This is a genomic window from Oleiphilus sp. HI0117, assembly GCF_001635235.1.
Genome location: NZ_LWGA01001329.1, coordinates 1 through 20,577, shown reverse-complemented (window position 1 = coordinate 20,577; position 20,577 = coordinate 1). Strand labels below are relative to the sequence as shown.

The window sequence follows — 20,577 nt, the reverse complement described above, 5'->3', positions numbered from 1 at the left end:
AAAGCTACAGAAAAAGCTGTAATGGGTAAGATTACCTCGGTATACGGTGTTAAGGGTTGGGTGAAGGTGTTTTCCTATACTCAGCCTAAAGAAAATATTTGCCAATATAAAAATTGGACTCTCGAAGGTGGCAGCAAGAACGGATCGGTAACCGTGCTTAGCTGCAAAGCTCATGGCAATGGTCTGGTCGCCCAGTTAAAGGGGTGTCATGATCGCGATGAGGCTAAGCAGTATTGTGGTTCGTTGATTTCTGTACCTCGAGAAGAATTGCCGGAACTGCCTAGCGGTGATTACTACTGGCATCAGCTTCAAGGTCTGAAAGTATTTGCTTCAGGGTCTGATGTAGAAGAGAAGGTTTTACTTGGTCGTGTTGATCATTTGATTGAAACCGGATCTAACGATGTTTTGGTAGTAAAAAAGTGTAAGGATAGCTTGGACGGTAGGGAGCGATTAATTCCTTACTTGCCAGATCAGGTTGTCTTGGCGGTAGATCTGGAAGCAGGATCCATTGAAGTTGATTGGGATCCGGAGTTTTAGTTTGTAAAGCGCTGATTGCGGTACTTGCGGGGCGTTTTTATATAGGCACTACTTAATCAGTTCTGTAAATCAGTTCTGGCATAAGGGATTAGTTCTTTAAGTGGTGCAAAGATAGAAACTTGCTGGTCAATGTGGTGTGACTGGCTTAGAGATGTGAATGTATGCATTTTGGACTGGTTACGCTTTTTCCTGAAATGTTTCGCTCTCTAGAAGATCATGGTGTCGTTGGGCGGGCAGTAAAGAAAGGGCTAATAGCTCTGGATTATTGGAATCCTCGAGAGTTCACCCATGATAAGCACCGTACGGTCGATGATAGACCTTATGGTGGTGGCCCGGGAATGTTGATGAAAGTGCAGCCTTTGCAGGATGCTATTCACGACGCTAAGGCAAAGATGGTGCAGGACCTAAAGCACGATCAGCCCGAGAAGGTGGTATCACTACGTACTGTATACCTGTCACCTCAAGGACAGCGCCTAGACCATAAGAAAGCTGTGGAACTGGCTGAATATGACGGATTGATTTGCGTCTGTGGTCGATATGAGGGAGTTGACGAGCGCTTAATCGAAGCTGAAATTGATGAAGAAATATCAATTGGTGATTTCGTATTGAGTGGTGGTGAGCTTGCTTCAATGGTATTGCTGGATACCATTTCCAGGTTAATACCTGGGGTATTGGGGCATAGTGAGTCGGCAACCGAGGATTCGTTTGCTAGTGGTTTGTTGGATTGTCCTCACTATACTCGTCCAGAAGTTTTTATGGGTAAGCCGATTCCTGATGTTTTGATGTCGGGTAATCATGAAAAAATTCGCCGCTGGCGCCTTAAACAATCCTTGGGGCGAACATGGCAGCGACGTCCAGAGTTGCTGGACAAAATAGAATTAGATAGCGAGCAGCAGACTCTGTTGCAAGAATTTATTAGAGAAGTGAATCGGTAGGCCTGAGGCTTTAGGTTTATCATTTTTAGGAGTGTAAAATGAGCAGCAAGAATAACATTATCAGCGCCTTAGAAGCTGAGCAAATGACGGCAGAGATTCCAGAATTCGGCCCTGGTGATACAGTCGTTGTTCAAGTAAAAGTTAAAGAAGGTAACCGTGAGCGTCTACAGGCCTATGAAGGTGTTGTTATCGCTAAGCGCAACCGTGGTCTTAACTCTTCTTTCACGGTTCGTAAGATTTCTTACGGTGTTGGTGTTGAGAGAACATTCCAGACTTTCAGTAAGCAGGTTGATAGCATCGAAGTTAAGCGTCGTGGTGATGTTCGTCAGGCTAAGTTGTACTACTTGCGTGAGCTAAGTGGTAAGGCTGCTCGAATTAAAGAGAAGTTGAGCTAAGTTTTAATACTGCTTAATTTATCTTTTAAAAAAGGCAAGTGGCTTTAGGGCGCTTGCCTTTTTTGCTTTCTCCTTGGTGGTGAATGGGTGATGACGTATACAGAGCGTTTTCTTGACACTTTGTGGCTAGAGAATGGGCTAAGTGACAATAGCTTGTCTGCTTACCGATCCGATTTAAAGCAATTTGCTTCGTGGCTCCATAAAAAGCGCACTTTAGAGCTACATCAGGCTGGCGAAAGTGATATCTATGATTATCTATCGGACTGCTTGGAAAGAGGGCTTAAGTCTTCGTCCAGTTCACGCTTATTATCCTGTTTAAGGCGCTTCTACCGCTTTCTAGTGCGCGAAAACATAATCGCCATAGACCCAACACTCAATATAGATAACCCCAAGTTGCCGCGTATGCTGCCCAGTTCTCTTACTGAAGCAGAGGTTGAGAAGTTATTGGCGGCTCCGGACGTTTCTGAGGTGCTTGGCTTGCGTGATAGGGCAATGTTAGAGGTTATGTATGGCTCCGGCCTAAGGGTGTCAGAATTGGTATCCCTGAATTTTGAGCAACTAAATGTCCAGCAAGGCTTAATTCGTTTATTTGGAAAGGGTGGTAAGGAGCGTTTGGTTCCTGTGGGGGAGCCGACCTTGGATTGGCTGGACGAATACTTGTCGAAAGCCAGGCCAGAGCTAGCGGGCTCATCTGGGTGTCACGTCATCTTCCCAAGTTCTCGATCACAGCAAATGACAAGGCAAACATTCTGGCATCGAATTAAAAAGTATGCGATTGAGTCCGGTATTAACAAAAAATTATCACCTCATACCTTAAGACATGCTTTCGCAACTCATCTCTTGAATCATGGTGCAGACTTGCGTGTTGTACAGCTATTACTGGGGCATGGAAATTTGTCAACAACTCAGATTTACACTCATATAGCTAAACAGCGCTTATACGATTTACATCAAGATTTTCATCCTAGAGCCTAGTACTACATAACAAAATGTTAACGATAAGTTCTTGTAGATGAACTTAATTCCGTTTAGCTTGTCATACAAATAATGTTCAATTAAAAAACGGCTTGGTTTTTTGCCAAGCCTTACATAGGTTTTAATTATAGAGGTTTGTATGCGTTTAGTTCGGTATATTATCTGTCTAAGTCTGCTGTTTTCGCTCACGGCGAATGCTGATGAGGCTCAGGTTCGAAAAAGCTTATCCGAGGCAATGCCGGGTTTGAAATTGAGCTCGGTCGAGATGAGTGAGATTGTTGGTATGTACCGGGTTACAACCTACTCAGGTGAAGCTTTATTTGTCAGTTCTGATGGTAAGTTCTTTCTAACCGGTGATCTGTATGCAACGAAGACAGGGCGAATTGAAAACCTGACTGAAAAGCGTCGCGAGACCGCCAGAATTGAGCAAATTTCTTCAGTTCAGGGTAAGGATAAAATTGTATTTCCTGCAAAGGGTGAAACCAAGGCTCGTATAGCAGTATTTACTGATATTGATTGTGGTTATTGCCGTAAGCTTCATAGAGAAATTCCAGCTTTGAATGATATGGGGATAGAGGTTAGTTATCTGGCATATCCGCGTGCAGGTGTTGGGAGTGACTCATATGGTAAATACGTATCAGCATGGTGTGCTGAAGATAAGCTCGAAGCGATGACTGATGCTAAGAATGGTAAGTCAATTCCCGAAAAGACTTGCGCCAACCCTGTACAGGACCAGTATATGTTAGGGCAGGCAATGGGAATAAGTGGCACGCCGGCAATTGTTTTAGAAAGTGGTCGTTTAATTCCAGGTTATTTAAATGCCCAAAAACTTGGGAAAGCGCTTGGTGTTCTATAGTTGCTAGCTAATAAAAAAAGGCCCTCATCGGGCCTTTTTTTATCGCTGTCGAATTTAACACCTAAACCCCTTGTCTTTTCTGCGTGAGTCGCATTCTTTTTTGATGTTGTTGCAGCGCTGAGCTCCGGCTGGAGAAAGTTTGTTGTAGTCACAGTCACGATAAGCTTTTCTAAGTTCCGCGTCACTATAGCCGCTAAAGGCGCCACCACATGAAGAAAGTAAGGTGCTGAAGATAATAAAGCAGATGCCGGTTAAGTATTTAGTCATGGATTTGATTCTTGTTTATTTAAGTTTTCAGAAGTATAGCTGTGAAGAAATGATCTGCTAGTAAAAAATATGCGGGTCTCAAAATAAGTTGTGGTGCCATTCTTTTTCTTTGATGAAAAGGTATACTATGCGCCAAAATATTTTAAGGCTACAGGGTAGCAGCTATTTAGTCGTTGCTTTGCTTTAAGTCAGAATGAATTCGTGATCGTGAGGAATATATCTTGAGCTCCGTTAAGATTGGAATATGTGGTCTAGGTACCGTCGCTAGTGGCGTGATTAATGTCTTGAAACGAAATCAACAGGATATTACTGCCCGAGCAGGCTGTCAGGTTGAGGTGATTCAAGTCGCCTCTAGAAAGCTTAAAGATAATTGTGACCTTAGCGGTATCGAATTTTCGACGAATGTAATGGATGTTGTCAATAACCCTGATGTGGATGTGGTAGCAGAATTAATTGGTGGCTATGATCTTGCTAAAGACATTGTTTGTGCTGCGATTAAAAATGGCAAGCATGTTGTCACGGCTAACAAAGCGCTTATAGCTGAGCACGGAAACGAAATTTTTGCGCTGGCTGCCGAGCATAAAGTAGTTGTTGCCTATGAGGCGGGGGTCGCTGGTGGAATTCCGATTATAAAAGCGCTTCGAGAAGGTTTAGCTGCAAACAAGGTTAATTGGCTTGCGGGTATCATCAACGGTACAGGAAATTTTATTCTTACGGAAATGAAGGACAAAGGGCGAGATTTCCAAGATGTGTTAAAAGAAGCGCAAGATCTTGGTTACGCTGAAGCAGATCCAACCTTTGATGTCGAAGGTATTGATGCTGCGCATAAGTTAACTATTCTGGCATCCGCAGCGTTTGGTGTTCCTTTAGAGTTTGAAAAAGCCTTTACTGAAGGCATTAGTAAAATTGCACCAGCTGATGTCGTTAATGCCCATGCTTTAGGTTATAACATAAAGCACTTGGGTATTACGCGTAAGCATGAAAATGGTTTTGAGCTTCGAGTTCATCCGACGTTAATCCCTCAGGACCAGCTGATCGCTAAAGTCGATGGCGTAATGAACTCGGTATTGGTCGATGGTGATGCGGTTGGTCAAACATTGTACTATGGTGCCGGTGCTGGCTCAGAAGCAACAGCTTCAGCGGTAATTGCGGATATTATTGATATCGCACGAATAGGCGATAATAAAGGCTTTGTACCGGTTCCTTACCTTGGCTTCAGCGCTGACAAGATTCAAGACTTATCGGTACTGCCAATCGAAGAAATATCTTCTGCGTATTACTTGCGTGTTACTGCTGAGGACCACCCGGGCGTATTGGCCAAGATCGCGTCGATTATGAGTGACCTGGGGATTAATATTGAGTCAGTGATGCAAAAAGAAACCGACCGAGAGGGTGATTGCATTCCGCTTGTATTATTGACCCATGAAGTGCAAGAGAAGCAAATTAATACTGCTATAGAGCAGATAGAAGCGCTTGAAACGACAAGAAAAGAAGTCGTGAAGATACGCGTTGAGCACTTTAACCATTAATTAGAAGAACCTGAAGGCAGAGCCTTCTTGTTTACGATAGAAATTTTGCTTGGATAGATAAACGTGAAATATATTAGCACACGCGGCGAAGCGCCCCCTTTATCATTTGAAGATGTTTTGTTGACTGGTTTAGCGCCAGATGGTGGGCTCTATGTACCCGAAACCTTACCTCGTTTTACTCAGGAAGAAATCGCATCCTGGGCAGGCCTTCCATACTCTCAGTTAGCTTTCAATGTTATGTACCCCTTTGTTGAAGGTGAAATTCCTGAAGATGATTTCAGGGACATGGTTGAAAAAACCTATGAGGTGTTTGATCACTCTGCCGTCGCACCTTTAGTGCAAGTGGATGCTAACGAGTGGGTGATGGAGTTATTCCGCGGTCCTACACTGGCATTTAAAGACTTTGCCTTACAGCTACTAGGTCGCTTGTTGGATTATGTGCTTAAGAAAAGAAATGAGCGTGTAGTTATTATGGGTGCGACTTCTGGCGATACTGGTTCTGCCGCGATAGAAGGCTGTAAACACTGCGACAACGTCGACATCTTTATTTTGCATCCGCATAACAGAGTATCGGATGTACAGCGTAAACAAATGACGACGGTATTGGGTGATAACGTTTTCAACATTGCTATTGAAGGTAACTTCGATGACTGTCAGCACATGGTTAAAAACAGCTTTGCTGACCAGTCCTTTTTAGAAGGTACTCGCCTGGTTGCTGTGAATTCAATAAACTGGGCGCGAATTATGGCTCAGATTGTCTATTACTTCAGTGCATCCTTAGCGCTTGGTGGCCCTCATAGGAGTGTTGCTTTTTCGGTTCCAACTGGTAATTTTGGCGATATTTTTGCGGGTTACTTAGCTCGGAATATGGGTTTACCTATTAGTCAGTTAGTTGTTGCTACTAACAAAAATGACATTCTGCATCGTTTTATCAGTGCTAATCACTATAAAATGCAGCCTTTAGAGCACACACTTTCCCCAAGTATGGATATTATGGTCTCAAGCAACTTTGAGCGTTTAATGTTCGACTTATATGGACGCGACGGAAAGGCTTTGGCGAAGCAGATGGCATCCTGGAAAACTGACGAAGGTTCCGTAGAAGAGTATCGCTGGCGTGCTGCCAGAAAGCTCTTTGATAGCTGGTCTCTGAATGATGAGCAAACATGTCAGTTGATTAAGGATGTTTACGAAGAGACTGAATACTTGATTGATCCACACACTGCTATTGGTGTGGGTGCCGCACGCGAGTGCCGCCGTGATGGCAGTATACCAATGATTACCTTGGCTACTGCACACCCTGTTAAGTTTCCTGAAGCTGTCGAGAAGTCCGGGCTTGATGTAGCGCCAGAGCTTCCCCACCATATGAAAGACCTTTATGATAGGGAAGAGCGTTATGAGGTTCTTCCAAATGACATGGCTAAAGTACATGCCTTTGTCGCAAAGCACAGACGCGGCTAAGCATATCTGTGATTAAAAAAGCCGGACGCTGTTCCGGCTTTTTTGTGGCTTATGTAATTCACTTCGTCGGTTCTTACTTTTACCAAACAGGCTCCAATGATGAAAATAGTTAGACGCACGCTCTCGGAAGGGGCTCCGGTGATGGACGGGTTTTCGCCATTATTAAGCCGGATTTATCAGGCGAGAGGGGTGCACAGTGCGAAAGAGTTAAGCTATCAACTTGCTGACCTGGAATCATCATCTTCTCTAAAAGGCCTGAACGAGGCGCTTGAAGTTTTATATAATGCGCTCGTTGCACAGCAGCATATCTTAATTCTTGGAGACTTTGACTGCGATGGTGCGACGAGTACAGCCTTGGCTGTTCTTGTACTTCGAGAGATGGGGGCGAAAGAGTGCTCTTATATTGTGCCCAACCGTTTTGAATTCGGCTATGGCCTGACGCCAGAAATCGTTGACTATGCTGCAAAATTAAAGCCTGACCTAATCGTTACTGTTGATAATGGTATTGCTAGTGAAGCAGGCGTAGAGCGGGCCAAGTCACTCGGTATTAAGGTTTTGGTTACTGATCATCACTTGCCGGGAGATACCCTACCTAAAGCTGATGCAATCGTGAATCCAAATCAACTCGGTTGTGAATTTCCCAGCAAAAATGCCGCAGGGGTAGGGGTTATATTTTATGTTTTAAGTAGTCTTAGAACCTTGCTTAAAAAGAGACAATGGTTTGAACAGAGACAGCTTAAAGAACCCAATATGGCTTCATATCTTGATTTGGTTGCTTTGGGGACTGTCGCTGATCTGGTGGCGCTCGATCACAACAATCGCGTACTGGTTTCCCAAGGGCTTAAACGTATTCGGGCAGGTTATTGTCGTCCTGGAATCAAAGCGCTTTTGTCGCTCGCGGGTAAGGAGTTGTCGGGCGTTAAATCGAGTGATATGGGGTTTATCGTTGGTCCGCGGCTAAATGCGGCGGGTCGCCTTGATGATATGTCACAGGGTATCGAATGCCTATTAGCTGATAGCGAGGTTAGGGCAATGTCTATCGCGCAGCGCCTGGACCAGCTGAATGTCGAGCGCAAGCGCATTGAAGCCGAAATGAAACAGGATGCTGAAGCCCAGGTACAAAGCATTCTGGACAAGTCTACGGAAAGCTTGGCTCTTGAGAACTTGTCGTGGGGGTTGAGCTTATATGAGCCACATTGGCACCAAGGTGTCATTGGGATATTAGCTTCACGTATCAAAGAGCTATTTCATCGGCCCGTAATCGCTTTTGCGCCTGCTAGCGATGATCCGCTGATTCAGAATAGGGAGCTAAAAGGATCTGCGCGCTCTATACCCGGGCTTCATATGCGCGATGCTCTGGACCTGGTATCTAAGCGCCACCCAGAGCTGATTAAAAAGTTTGGTGGCCATGCGATGGCGGCGGGTTTGTCGATTGATGAAGCGAGCTATCCGCATTTTAATGAAGCGTTTGACCAAGTCGTAAGAGAGTTATTGAGGGAAGAGGATATGGAGTCGGTTATCCTTACCGATGGCCCATTGAATGAGTATGAGTCAACAGTTCAGCAAATAAGAGAGCTTGAAGCTGCTGGGCCTTGGGGTCAACGCTTTCCAGAACCTTGTTTTGAAAATACCTTTGAATTGGTACAGAGCAGAGTATTAAAAGAAAAACACCTCAAGCTAGTATTAAAAATGGAAGGTGGTCATGAGTTGTTTGACGCGATTCAATTTAATAGTCCATGGGTAAGTCAGCACTTGCCTGAAATGGCTAGAGTGGTCTTTAAACCGGGAATAAACGAGTTTCGAGGGCGAGTAAGTGTTCAATATATTATTGAGTATTTAGAGCCAGTTTCATGATTATTATCGTAAAAGCAGGCGTTCTTTCTTTGGAATAGAGCTTCGAATTTCTCTTTTACCAATCTATTGCCTATACTTTTTCCATATTTCTTGGACGAAAGAACGAGTGCTATGAAGCAGGAAAGTAAGAAAATTGTTGGCCCTTCAATGAAGCGAAGAGATCCAAGAACGGAACAAATCACCAAAGAACTATCAGAAGATCTTTCAACTAATAAGCATACTCAGCACCAGGATGACTGTGCTAGAGCTGAACGAAGTGCACATGTAGGTCCCAGAAATAGAGTCTTCAGCAGTTTGATCTTTAAAATGAGCTTGGGCCTTGTTCTGTTTATCGCAGCAGTTGTAGCCGCCAGCTATTTTGTGACTCAGACAAAAGGCAAGCAGGTCATTTCCGAGCAGGCTGAAAAGCTAAATCGAGAGATTGGCCAGAATATTGTTTTAAAGCTGCAACAACGCCTTGTTGCGACTGAGACATTGACCACGACTTTAGCAAAACTCGGTGTCTCGCTTTCCAAAGATGTTGCTACATTTAAAGATTTATTGCCAAAGGTTATTGATCAAGCGGGAATGTCAAAGCTTGTTGCCGGTGGTGGTGTTTGGCCCGAACCCAATCAGTTCAAAGAAGGCGTGGAACGTCGGTCCTTTTTTTGGGGGAGAAATGAGCAAGGTGTCTTAGAGTATTTCGACGATTACAACGACCCCAAAGGGAATGGCTACCACAACGAAGAATGGTATGTTCCTGCCCGTTATTTAAAACACGGGCGTGCTTACTGGTCAAAGTCTTATATGGACCCTTATTCATTAGAACCGATGGTAACTTGTACGGTGCCAATGTTCGAGAATGGCGTTTTCAAGGGTGTCGCAACAATCGATCTAAGGTTAACTGGCTTGTCTGAGTTTATGTCTGAGCAGGCAAAATTAATTGGGGGCTATGCTTTTGCCTTAGATCGAAATAATCGCTTACTGTCATTCCCAGTCGAAGTTAATAAGCAAGCTCAGTTCCTAGACCTCAAAGGCTTCGTCAAACATGAATATCCGACTATGTCAGACATTTCAGCAACTAACTCCGGTTTCCAGCAAATAGAAAGTTACCTTAAAACGGTAAGTACTTCGCTCAGTAATGGGGCAGGTGATGATAAATTCAGTGCTGAAGTTAAACGCTTAGCAGAGGTGCTGGCTGAAGAATCTTATCAGGTTGAAGTTGAAGAAGGCTCTACGATAGCCGCTTTCTTGTTAGGTTTGCGGTTTGAAGCCTCAACAAATAAACCACTAATCTTGAAAGATGACCCTATTCTATTAGAGGCTTCATCAATCAGAGTCTTGAGCCTTCCCAATATTGGCTGGAAGGTCGTACTATCTATGCCTGCCCGGTATAGTATTGCGGTAGTAGATGAAATATCTGACGGCCTATTAAGCAATCTCTTAGTACTGTTAGTTTTCAGTGCTCTCTCTTATATTATCTTCTTCAACCTGGTCTTCATGGAGCCTATTAATAAGCTGACCCAGCAGGTGAGAAAGCTTGTTAGCCGTGAAGATTACGTAACGCGTCTGAAAATACCTAGCAGTAGCGAACTTTCCCAGTTAGCGAGCTGGTTTAATATTCGTACCTCTCAGCTGAGTGAAACCTTAGATGAGCTTAAGCAGCGAAACTCACAGTTGGATGACGCCAGAGAAGTTGCTGAAAGCGCTAACAGAAGTAAAAATATTTTTCTCGCATCCATGAGTCATGATATTCGAACGCCAATGAATGCCATCATTGGTTTGTCGGATGTGTTAAAGAAAACCAAACTCGATGCTGAGCAGGATAAGTTTGTAAATGTTATCAACTCTTCAGCTCAGGCTTTATTGTCCTTAATTAACGATATAATGGACTTTTCTAAGATCGAGGCGAATCAGTTAGATCTAGAAAGCATTCCTTTCGATTTGCGTCAGGTAGTTGATGACTGTGCAGATCTAATCAATTTTCAGGCACAAGAAAAGCGTTTGGAATTTATTTATTATCTATCTCCAGATATCAATCGCTGGGTCAAAGGCGACCCGAATAGAATACGACAGGTTATTCTGAATCTTGCTGCAAATGCGGTCAAGTTTACCAGTTCCGGGCGAGTTGAATTGTGGTTGGAATCGGCTTACCAGAATGACAACAATACCCAGCTAATTGTGGAAGTTCGAGATACCGGTATAGGGCTATCAAAAACTGCGCAAAGTAAGCTGTTTACTCCTTTCGTTCAAGGTGACTCTTCGACAACTGGAAAGTATGGCGGTACGGGCTTAGGGTTGACTATTTGTAAGCACTTGGCTGAGTTGATGGGTGGTAGCGTAGACTTTAGAAGTGAAGAAGGTATTGGCACAACGTTTATTTTCAAACTCAAACTGCAATGCCAGCAAGACAAAAATGTAGTACTACATGACGCTCAAAGAAAAACTGCATTGCCGACTAAAGTTCTATTGCTGGAAGGCAAGGATCACTTCCAAAACAGTGTGCTGGAACAGTATTTTAGAGCAGCAAAGATTGAATTTGAAACCTTCGTTAGTGTCTCATCCTGGTTGTCAGTGTTGGCTAAAGAAAGCCCTGATTCCTTGGTAACAGTATCGGTTGATTCCACCTTGCTATATGAACTCGAGTCAATGGAATCCCAGCTGCCTGACCCCCTTAAAAACCATAAAACTGTTTTAATGACTGATAAGGATGAATGCAGTGAGATTAAAGATCCTTCTTTCTCAGGGCGTTTTAGAATCAGCTTTTTGTCTCAACCACTAAGGTATGATGAATTATTAGCAGAAATTACCTGTCATGATGGAAGTCATGAGAGCGATAACATCAAGCTTGATAATGTTCAACATGGTGAAGACTTGGGCTTTGCGCCTCATAGTAAAATATTAGTCGTCGAAGATAATAAGGTTAATCAGCAGGTATTGATGATAATGCTTGACTATTTGAATCTGAAAGCTGATATCGCCAACGATGGTGTTGAAGCACTGGAGGCTGTTCAAAAATCTCATTACGATTTGATTTTGATGGACTGGCAAATGCCAAGAATGGATGGTCTAGAGGCTACTCGTAATATTAGGGCTATTCAAGGGCTTGTGCAGCCCGCAATCATTGCTGTTACTGCTAATGCTATGTCAGGTGATATCGAGAAGTGTATAGAGGCCGGTATGGATGACTATTTGAGCAAACCGGTGGAAAAAGATAAGTTAGAGCAGGCCATTCGTCGGTGGCTTGCTCCAAAACACGATGAGCAGGTTTCCTAAACTAAGTAAGCCGATATAAAGTTCTAGTTCGGTTTACCAGTCTCGGGTGGAATAATTAGTGGGGGTTAAAACCGTATCCTTGGCACTGGGGAGTCGCTCCGGGTAGTCTAGTGTATAGTGAAGGCCTCGGCTTTCTTTTCTCTGGATTGCGGAGCAAATGATCAGGTCTGCAACCGTGACAAGGTTTCTTAGTTCTAACAGGTCATTCGTCACGCTGTAGTTACTGTAATAATCAAGTATCTCTTGATGTAAAAGATCAACACGGTGCTTTGCTCGCTGAAGCCGCTTATTCGTTCGAACAATGCCGACGTAATCCCACATAAAGCGCCTTAACTCATCCCAATTATGCGAAATTACAACATCCTCGTCAGAATCGGTTACTTGGGACTCATCCCATAAAGGGGCATCGGGTGGCTCGGGAATATCTGCAGACTTTCTATTGATATCATTGGCTGCTGCCTGTCCATAAACGATACATTCAGTCAGGGAGTTGCTGGCCATTCGGTTTGCGCCATGTAAACCCGTGAACGACGCCTCGCCAACTGCATAGAGTTGATTAACATCAGTACGGCTTCGGTGGTCCACCATAATGCCTCCGCAGGTATAATGTGCAGCAGGGACGATGGGAATTGCCTGGTGGCAGATATCGATACCAAACTTCAAGCAAGTCTCATAAATCATCGGGAAGTGAGACTTGATAAAATCATCTGGCTCGTGGCTAATGTCAAGATAAAGATGGTCGGCACCGATACGTTTCATTTCATGGTCAATAGCTCGAGCGACAATGTCACGCGGCGCTAATTCTTCTCGCTTATCAAAACGATGCATAAATCGTTCGCCATTTGGCAGTAACAACTTTCCACCTTCGCCACGTACCGCTTCAGTTATCAAAAAGGACTTAGCTTGTGGGTGGTAAAGGCAGGTAGGGTGAAACTGGTTGAACTCCATATTGGCCACGCGGCAACCACTACGCCAGGCCATGGCAATGCCATCACCGCTGGCGCCGTCAGGGTTGCTTGTGTATAGGTAAGCTTTGCTTGCGCCGCCAGTTGCCAGTACGACGAATCGTGCTTTGAATAGCTCGACATGATCGCTGGACTGGTTAAGTACATAAGCCCCGACGCAGCGATTGCCAGGTAAGAAAAGCTTTTTGTGTGTGATAAGGTCGACCGCAACCCTGTTTTCAAAAATATCGATATTTTCTGCTAACTCTGCCTGCGAACAAAGTGCTGTAGAGATTGCCAAGCCAGTCGCATCGTCCGCGTGAATCACGCGGCGGTGACTGTGACCACCTTCTTTGGTTAGGTGATAAGTGTCTTCTTCAGCGTTGTCCATCTTGGTAAAGTCAACACCCTGATCAACTAACCAGGAGACACTCTGTCTGCCGTTTTCTACAGTCTGCCTGACTGCGTCTTCGTGACATAAACCAGCACCTGCATTAAGTGTGTCTCTGATATGAGACTCGATATCATCTTTCTCGCTGAGCACCGCTGCAATTCCGCCTTGCGCCCAAGGTGTCGAGCCGCTAGATAGACCTGCCTTTGATATCACTGCAACAGATAAGTCTTTATTCAAACCGAGAGCAGCACTTAGTCCAGCGGCGCCGCTGCCAATTATTAGAACATCATAGGTATAGGAAGAAGACATTATCGGTACTCATTCAATAAGTTAACGGCCGCTATTATTTAGATATTGAACTTATTTGTAAATGAAATGTCTCAATTCTATAGAGATAGCGATTAGCGCTTAAAGATCGAAGCGCATAGAATGACAAAGTGGGACATAGGTGTGACAGTCAATAATTTTAAACAATGTTTGAGTCATGTAGAGCAGGGTAAAGAAGTGTTAAAACAGCGAGAAGGCGTTTTAATTTTCGAGGCTCTGAGCGATAATGTAGTGATATTTCAACAAAAAACTAAAAATATGACTCATACCACACTGCCTGAAAAAACTGACGCTGACACGAGTATAGATCAGAAGTTAGTGGTCCGTGTGCAGCGGGGCGATAAAGCAGCCTTTGATTTACTGGTCATAAAGTACCAAAACAAGGTTGCAGCAGTCGTGTCTCGCTATGTTAGTGATTACCATGAAGTCGCTGATGTAACCCAAGAAGCCTTTATAAAGGCCTACCGAGCAATAGACAGGTTTAGAGGGGATAGTGCCTTTTATACCTGGGTTTATCGTATTGCTATAAACTGCGCTAAAAACTACCTTCAATCCAAAGGTCGGAGACCCCCGTCAAGTGATTGTGAGCTTGAGGATGCGGAGTTAAACCCAAATGCCAGTGCTTTAAAAGATACCGCATCACCTGAACAGTTGTTGAGTAAAGACCAGTTGGAAGCTGTGATCAAGAATACGATTAAAAAGCTGCCTGAAGATTTGCGCATCGCTTTGACGCTAAGGGAGTTTGATAATTTAAGTTATGACGAAATTGCGGCGGTGATGGAATGCCCGGTTGGAACTGTTAGGTCGCGTATATTTAGGGCTAGAGAAGCGATTGATAATGAGATCAAAGCCATGAGAGGTGATTAATGGACGAGAGATTAAGAGAGTCTATATCAGCGTTGATGGATGATGAGTCAAATGAGCTGGAACTTCAGCGAATACTCGGTCACTCCGATGAACAAGAGGTGCAGCTACTGTGGGGGCGCTATCATGAGGCGCGTCAGGTGCTGAAACGAGATAGTGAAAGCCACTTCAATATTGATATTAGTGCCGGGGTGGCTGCGGCAATCCGGGACAATGCAGCTGAACCTTCACTCGATATGAGTACCGAGATGGATAGCGTAGAAGGTACTGTCCCTCAGAATCTTGCTGATCGCCGTGAGGATCAAAAAGTTGTTCCGCTTCTTGATGATAGCTCTGAATCGTCGAGCAAAAGAGGCGGAAGTCGTGCTTGGCTTGCCTTAGCGGCCAGTGTCGCTTTTGCCTTTATTTTTGCTTTTCAAGGTACGACTGAACTGAATGATGAAATACAAAGCACTGCTGCGAATATTTCTGCTGAAGGTGCGCTGCTTAAAGTTTCTGCGCAAGAGCCTAAGGTTGTTGTTGAGATGACTGAAGAGCAGGCGCGTCATTTTAGTCAGTATTTACTGAGGCATGCTGAACACTCGATACGTGGTACTCAGTCTGGTTTTATGCCTTTGGCTAGGGTTGCAAGTGTCAATTCTGTTGGAATATAAGCTGAGCTTGGAAGTGAAAATATCATCATGTTAATTGATTTGAATAAGCTTAATACTAAAGTTCTTCTGCGTGGGTTGTTGCTACTTTTTTGTCTTGTCGGTGCGCCGCTCTATGCTCAAGGCGCCAAGGAGGAATGGATTTATCAGTTTCCAAAGGAGCGCAGCGCCTGGGAAGCAATTGATTGGTTGATGTTTATGCAACAAGCCTCTGTAGAGCAGAACTATCGTGGACGCTTTATGTTCTCGAGAGGTGCTATGTCGAGTACCATGAGTGTTATTCACCAGTACGAGAAGGGTCTTGAGAAAGAGCGCTTAAAGCAACTCGATGGCGAGATGGGCGAAATTGTCCGTGATGGTGAGCGGGTAATGTGCGTCTTTCCGAATAACAGAGTTGTAGAGGTAGAAAACAGTCCTCTTTCCAATAACTTTACTAATAAGTTTGTTGGTTTTATGCCTGGTAAGAGTCATTACTCTTTAGTTCTTAAGGGGAAAGAGAGAATGATAGAGCGTTCATGTGTTGTGGTGGAAATATCTGCCAATGACGATGAACGTTATAGCTATAAGCTATGGATAGATGAAGAGAAAGGCCTGCTCCTAAAGTCTGAGTTAATTGACCAAGAGCATAAAGCCTTGGAGCGTTTCCAATACACACATGTAGAGTACCCAAATAATATTGACTCGACCGTTTTCGATGTAATGGGGGCAGGGAAAGCGATTAAGCATGAAATGATCAAAACGGCAGACAAAGGTATGTCCTGGTCGCGTTCCCTGATGTGGCAAGTTGAATTTTTGCCTAATGGCTATGAAAAGATAAATGGAGAGGCAAAAGAAGGTGAGCATGTAATGGTCTATAGTGATGGCCTGGCAACCTTCAGTATATTTATCGAGTCGGTTGATAAGGGAACTATGCCTGAAGGTGCGACACAGGTGGGTGCAACAACTGCCTATTCAACTGATCACAGTGTTGATGGTCATGACTATCATGTGACGGTTGTTGGCGAAGTTCCTGCTATGACTGCAATGAAGGTTGCGAAATCAGTCAAACCGATCATGTAAGGTTAGTTTAATGATTAAAGAAGAAGCTATAGTCATTGCTGATGACTCAACAACTAATGGGCGTATATCGGTTCGTATCGATAGAAAAAGTGCCTGTGAGAGTTGCCAGATGAAAGCGGGCTGTGGCCAAAAGCTAGTCAATGATAGTAGCCAACGAAAATGTATTGAGTTTGAGCTTGATAACGAGTTTGATGTACAAGTAGGGGATTATGTAACCCTCGCAGTTCCAGAGAAAACTTTCCTGCAGGCCTCCCTCGTGATGTATGTGCTTCCCTTGGTTTTAATGATTCTTTGTGCTGTGCTTGCGGAAAGTTATTTAGCCTTAAATGATGCCGCGACCTTGCTGGCGTCCATTTGTGGCTTTGGATTAGGGCTTTATTTGGCTAGACGTTTTGCTAGCGAGCATAAAAGTGATCCAGACTTTCAGCCACATATTGTAGCCGTAGACCGGGCTATAGACTAGTATTTTTCCTCTTTAACCTTGCTCCCCCGTTACGTATTTTTAAGTTGAAAACTAGCCCTTCGGCCTCAAAAATGAGGGTACGTTCTAACTACATACTCTCTTGAGGATTCTTCATGAAGTACATAAATAAACTCAGCTCCTTGCTATTCTTGATGGCTGCAATCAGTGTATTGAGTCTCTCTAGCCATGCTGCAGATCTGCCGGATTTTACCGAGTTAGTTGAAGAGCATGCGGAATCGGTCGTTAATATTAGTACGGTTAGCCATGCCGAGCGACCTTCCCAGTTCCAGTTTCAGGGTGATATGGAGCAAATCCCGGAGTTCTTCCGGCATTTCTTTGGCGGCCCACCAAAATCAGGAAAGCCTAACGGCAAGAAGCGTATGCAGTCGATGGGCTCAGGCTTTATCGCAAGTGAAGATGGCATTATTCTAACTAATAACCACGTCGTCGATGGTGCTGATGAAATTTATGTTCGTTTTAGTGATCGACGTGAATTAAAAGCTGAACTCATTGGCGCTGACAAACGTTCAGACCTGGCCGTTTTGAAAGTTGAAGCAGATGATTTGCCAGCAGTTAAGTTGGGTAAGTCAAAGCCGCTTAAGGTTGGTGAGTGGGTCTTTGCTATAGGGTCTCCTTTTGGTTTTGATTACACCGTTACTGCCGGAATTGTTAGTGCCAAGGGGCGTAGCCTCCCTAACGAAAATTATGTACCTTTTATTCAGACTGACGTAGCGATTAATCCAGGTAATTCTGGCGGCCCACTATTCAATATGGATGGTGAAGTTGTTGGTATTAATTCTCAAATTTATACTCGTTCAGGTGGCTTTATGGGCGTTTCTTTTGCGATTCCAATTGATGTCGCAATGGAGGTCGTAGCTCAGCTCAAAGGCCAAGGTTATGTCGCGCGTGGTTGGTTAGGGGTCTTGATCCAGGAAGTTAACAAAGATCTTGCTGACTCCTTTGGTTTGGATCGTCCTTACGGTGCTTTAGTTGCTCAGGTGGTTGAGGACTCGCCTGCAGACCAAGCAGGTATTCAAACTGGTGATGTAATTATCGAGTATGAAGGAGAAGAGATTGATTTCTCATCTGAACTACCGCAGCTGGTAGGGCGAACAAAGGTTGGTGACAAGGCCAAACTAAAAGTTGTTCGTGATGGAGATGAGAAATCAGTGAGTGTCGAGATTGGTGAGCTTCCGACTGACGAAAGTGCGAGCGCTTTACAAAATAAACCTCAGGTAGAGAAGACGAACCGTATTGGCATTAAAGTGCGAGAACTTGATCATGAGACCTTGGATGATTTGAATTTGGATGGCGGTGTTCATGTTATCCAGGTAGAGTCGGGTGCAGCACGTGAAGCAGGGATTAAACAGGGTGATATCATCACTCGACTCAATAACCAGAAATTCACGTCGGTAAAAGAATTTCAAAAGGTGGTAGAGAGTCTTCCTTCAGATAGAGCTGTTCCGGCATTGATCGTTCGTCAAGGAAGTCCTTCGTTTATTGTTATTCGTGTTAAAGATTAGACAGAGTCATTGAACGCCTTAAGTGGTGAGTACGCTCGGTAACTTCGAGTGTACGCTCACCACTGTTTTGATCAAGACGTATCGGGTATGATGGCTTTTTCAACAGTCCAAGAGTAAAAAGTTTGTTATTTCCTGATTTAGACGAAGATGCATTATTTCTATCACGTAGCAATGAAGACGAAGCGCTTGGTACTCATAAGCTGGCTTCTTTTTTACTCGAGGGTTTATTGTGGCCGAGTATCGAGCATTACTATCAGGCGATGAAGTTTCAGGAAACTTCTCCTTCTTACTTTGAAAAGATCCGGAAATCGTCAACCGCCAAACAGGCGAGGCGCATGGGTAGATCTCGCTTTCATAAAGTTCGAAAAGACTGGGCTCAAGTCAAACGAACGGTTATGACGCGAGCGGTTTATACTTATTGTCGTAGCCATCCTCAGGTCGCTCAGCTTCTTTTAGATAGCGGTAGCAGGAAGATACTGGAAAATAGCCAATACGATTATTATTGGGGTTGTGGTCGTGACCGCCGAGCCGAAAATACTTACGGCAAGGTTTTGATGGACGTTAGGTCAAAACTGAATCAGGAAGGTCGAGAAAAACAAAACTAAGATTCAGGCATAAGATTTTCTCGTCATACCTATAGCTCGTAATTTAGCTTGTTGAGTAGCGATCTGACGACTGGTATCAAATCGCATGCAGATAAGCCACGTTCGCCAGATTGTTTGGCAGCAATGTCTGCTGCACGAGCGTGTAGGGTGGTTGCTAAACGCAAGGCAAAGCCCTCAGCGAAGCCTTGAGCGACCAAGCTGCCAATTATTCCACTTAGTACGTCTCCCATTCCCCCGCTTGCCATGCCTGGGTTGCCATAAGGGCAAATGCTGATTGTTTCGCCTTTGCTGGCAAGTAAGCTTCCACTGCCTTTTAATAGAATATGTCCACCAAGCTTATTGGAGAGCTCAGTGATTGCATGAAGCCTATCCTGCTGGATTAGGCCAGCGCTACCATGCCCGAGCAGTCGCGCAGCTTCACCAGGGTGGGGAGTGTATATGCGTTTACCTTGATTTTCCTTATCAACCGAGTTGATCCAATTCTGTTTGTTAGTCAAGATATTCAAGGCGTCTGCATCTAGCACCAGCGGCTTATCGAGCTTAATAACCCTTTGCAGTAACTTTTCTGACCATGCAGATCTACCAAGGCCCGGACCGATTACAATTACCGTTGCCGCGTCCAGCAATTGCTCAACTTGTTGAGTATTTTCAGTAGAGGTGACCATGACCTCTGGTGTGCGTGATAGCAATGCAGAGCAGTGGTCTTGATGGGTGATAACGCTCGTCAGGCCTGAGCCGCAGCGAAGTGCTGCTTCAGCAGCCATGAGTACCGCGCCACCATAGCCCCGGTCTCCGCCGACAATGAGGGTGTGCCCACAATTACCTTTGTGAAAATGGCGGGGCCGGACAGAAACTTGATCTAGTAATTTCTGCAGTGACAAGCAATGAGCGATAGGCGTCTGCTCATTAATAATTTTGGCTGGCACCTCCAGGTCGTCGTAATATAGTTCGCCAGTATAGTGTTGACCTTCAGCGGTAAATAAGCCCAGTTTTAGGGCAATAAAACTCGCAGTGCAGTCGGCTTCGATTGCGGTGCCCATTATACTGCCCGTATTGGCATTTAAGCCCGATGGAATATCAATCGCTAATATCGGGGCAGTAGATTTATTTGCTGCTTCAATAGCGTCAGCATACAGGCCTCTGACAGGGGAGTTAAGACCGGTACCTAATAGAGCGTCGACGATAATGTGATTGTCGGTCTCTGATGCTAGACTTTTGTCTGAGTAGTGGTCGCAGCTTACGTTTTCTGCTAAGCACATCTGGTATGCACTTTGCGCATCACCGACAAGTTTATCTGGAGGCGAAAGAAAGTAGACATTACATGCAATTCCATAAGCTTTGGCTAGCGCAGCGACAATATAGCCATCTCCGGCATTATTTCCACTGCCGCATAATACTGTGACTTTCTGGCAGTTGGGGAATCGTTCTAATAGTATATTGAAGCTAAATTTCGCTGCTTTGTTCATGAGCGAAAAGCCCTTGATTCCATGCCTGTTGATAGCCGAACTATCGATATCTCTTACCTGCTGGCTGAGGAATAATTCACTGGGAAGTTTTGTTTCAGGCATATCGGGTTCCATCTGATAGGGCGTCGAAAAGCTTAAGTTAATGATACAGTTCAAAATTTATATTTAATTAGATGATGCTAATTAATGGTTTTATTTAGTATAGATGCCCGTAAAATAGG

Annotated in this window: 18 protein-coding genes; 15 read left to right on the top strand and 3 right to left on the bottom strand. The window is 44.4% G+C overall.

What is annotated here, in order from left to right; all coding sequences use genetic code 11:
- The 5 genes from rimM to A3757_RS23025 form a co-directional block, all read left to right on the top strand.
- Positions 1–537 (top strand): ribosome maturation factor RimM (gene rimM, locus A3757_RS23045; RefSeq protein ID WP_082872172.1); only part of this gene is annotated, 537 nt, incomplete at its 5' end.
- A gap of 161 nt (positions 538–698) precedes the next feature.
- Positions 699–1,472 carry a tRNA (guanosine(37)-N1)-methyltransferase TrmD gene (gene trmD / locus A3757_RS23040; RefSeq protein WP_068510832.1) on the top strand — a complete coding sequence of 258 codons (774 nt, stop codon included), beginning with the start codon at positions 699–701 and terminating at the stop codon, positions 1,470–1,472.
- A gap of 38 nt (positions 1,473–1,510) precedes the next feature.
- On the top strand, positions 1,511–1,867 hold the full coding sequence (gene rplS / locus A3757_RS23035; RefSeq protein ID WP_068509094.1) for a 50S ribosomal protein L19: 357 nt from the start codon (positions 1,511–1,513) through the stop codon (positions 1,865–1,867).
- A 90-nt stretch (positions 1,868–1,957) separates the two neighbouring features.
- A complete protein-coding gene (gene xerD / locus A3757_RS23030; RefSeq protein WP_068510830.1) occupies positions 1,958–2,842 on the top strand; it encodes a site-specific tyrosine recombinase XerD in 885 nt (294 codons plus the stop codon).
- Between the two features lie 139 nt (positions 2,843–2,981).
- The gene (locus A3757_RS23025) at positions 2,982–3,698 is read left to right on the top strand and encodes a DsbC family protein (protein ID WP_068510827.1); all 717 of its coding nucleotides are present in this window, start codon (positions 2,982–2,984) and stop codon (positions 3,696–3,698) included.
- Between the two features lie 54 nt (positions 3,699–3,752).
- Here the strand turns inward: A3757_RS23025 and A3757_RS23020 are convergent, their stop codons facing one another.
- Complete coding sequence (locus A3757_RS23020) at positions 3,753–3,965, bottom strand: hypothetical protein (protein WP_068507676.1); 213 nt, start codon at positions 3,963–3,965, stop codon at positions 3,753–3,755.
- A 221-nt stretch (positions 3,966–4,186) separates the two neighbouring features.
- Between A3757_RS23020 and A3757_RS23015 the strand changes: the two genes are divergently transcribed.
- The 4 genes from A3757_RS23015 to A3757_RS23000 all read left to right on the top strand — a co-directional run bounded on the left by A3757_RS23015 (position 4,187) and on the right by A3757_RS23000 (position 12,061).
- Positions 4,187–5,494: a homoserine dehydrogenase gene (locus tag A3757_RS23015; RefSeq protein ID WP_068554713.1), complete on the top strand. Its 1,308-nt coding sequence runs from the start codon at positions 4,187–4,189 to the stop codon at positions 5,492–5,494.
- Positions 5,495–5,557: 63 nt separating this feature from the next.
- A complete protein-coding gene (gene thrC / locus A3757_RS23010) occupies positions 5,558–6,952 on the top strand; it encodes a threonine synthase (protein WP_068554714.1) in 1,395 nt (464 codons plus the stop codon).
- A gap of 96 nt (positions 6,953–7,048) precedes the next feature.
- On the top strand, positions 7,049–8,806 hold the full coding sequence (gene recJ / locus A3757_RS23005; RefSeq protein WP_197470248.1) for a single-stranded-DNA-specific exonuclease RecJ: 1,758 nt from the start codon (positions 7,049–7,051) through the stop codon (positions 8,804–8,806).
- Positions 8,807–8,917: 111 nt separating this feature from the next.
- On the top strand, positions 8,918–12,061 hold the full coding sequence (locus tag A3757_RS23000) for an ATP-binding protein (RefSeq protein ID WP_068554716.1): 3,144 nt from the start codon (positions 8,918–8,920) through the stop codon (positions 12,059–12,061).
- A 33-nt stretch (positions 12,062–12,094) separates the two neighbouring features.
- Here A3757_RS23000 and nadB read toward each other — a convergent pair whose 3' ends face one another.
- Entirely contained in the window at positions 12,095–13,708 is a 1,614-nt protein-coding gene (gene nadB / locus A3757_RS22995; protein ID WP_068554718.1) for an L-aspartate oxidase, read from the bottom strand.
- Positions 13,709–13,984: 276 nt separating this feature from the next.
- Here nadB and rpoE point away from each other — a divergent pair, with 276 nt between their 5' ends.
- From rpoE to A3757_RS22965, 6 genes are all read left to right on the top strand, one after another.
- Positions 13,985–14,593, top strand: a complete 609-nt coding sequence (gene rpoE / locus A3757_RS22990) for an RNA polymerase sigma factor RpoE (RefSeq protein WP_068554737.1) — start codon at positions 13,985–13,987, stop codon at positions 14,591–14,593.
- Complete coding sequence (locus tag A3757_RS22985; RefSeq protein ID WP_068509103.1) at positions 14,593–15,243, top strand: sigma-E factor negative regulatory protein; 651 nt, start codon at positions 14,593–14,595, stop codon at positions 15,241–15,243. Before rpoE ends, A3757_RS22985 begins: the two co-directional genes overlap by 1 nt.
- A gap of 27 nt (positions 15,244–15,270) precedes the next feature.
- A complete protein-coding gene (locus A3757_RS22980; RefSeq protein WP_068554720.1) occupies positions 15,271–16,299 on the top strand; it encodes a MucB/RseB C-terminal domain-containing protein in 1,029 nt (342 codons plus the stop codon).
- A gap of 10 nt (positions 16,300–16,309) precedes the next feature.
- Positions 16,310–16,762, top strand: coding sequence for a SoxR reducing system RseC family protein (locus A3757_RS22975; RefSeq protein WP_068554722.1), 453 nt, complete (start codon positions 16,310–16,312; stop codon positions 16,760–16,762).
- A gap of 113 nt (positions 16,763–16,875) precedes the next feature.
- Positions 16,876–18,285 (top strand): DegQ family serine endoprotease, encoded by a 1,410-nt coding sequence (locus tag A3757_RS22970; RefSeq protein ID WP_068509097.1) that lies wholly within the window; start codon positions 16,876–16,878, stop codon positions 18,283–18,285.
- A gap of 122 nt (positions 18,286–18,407) precedes the next feature.
- Positions 18,408–18,890, top strand: coding sequence for an NADAR family protein (locus A3757_RS22965; protein WP_068509096.1), 483 nt, complete (start codon positions 18,408–18,410; stop codon positions 18,888–18,890).
- Between the two features lie 29 nt (positions 18,891–18,919).
- Here the strand turns inward: A3757_RS22965 and A3757_RS22960 are convergent, their stop codons facing one another.
- Positions 18,920–20,458 carry a bifunctional ADP-dependent NAD(P)H-hydrate dehydratase/NAD(P)H-hydrate epimerase gene (locus tag A3757_RS22960; protein WP_068554725.1) on the bottom strand — a complete coding sequence of 513 codons (1,539 nt, stop codon included), beginning with the start codon at positions 20,456–20,458 and terminating at the stop codon, positions 18,920–18,922.
- Between the last annotated feature and the right edge of the window lie 119 nt (positions 20,459–20,577).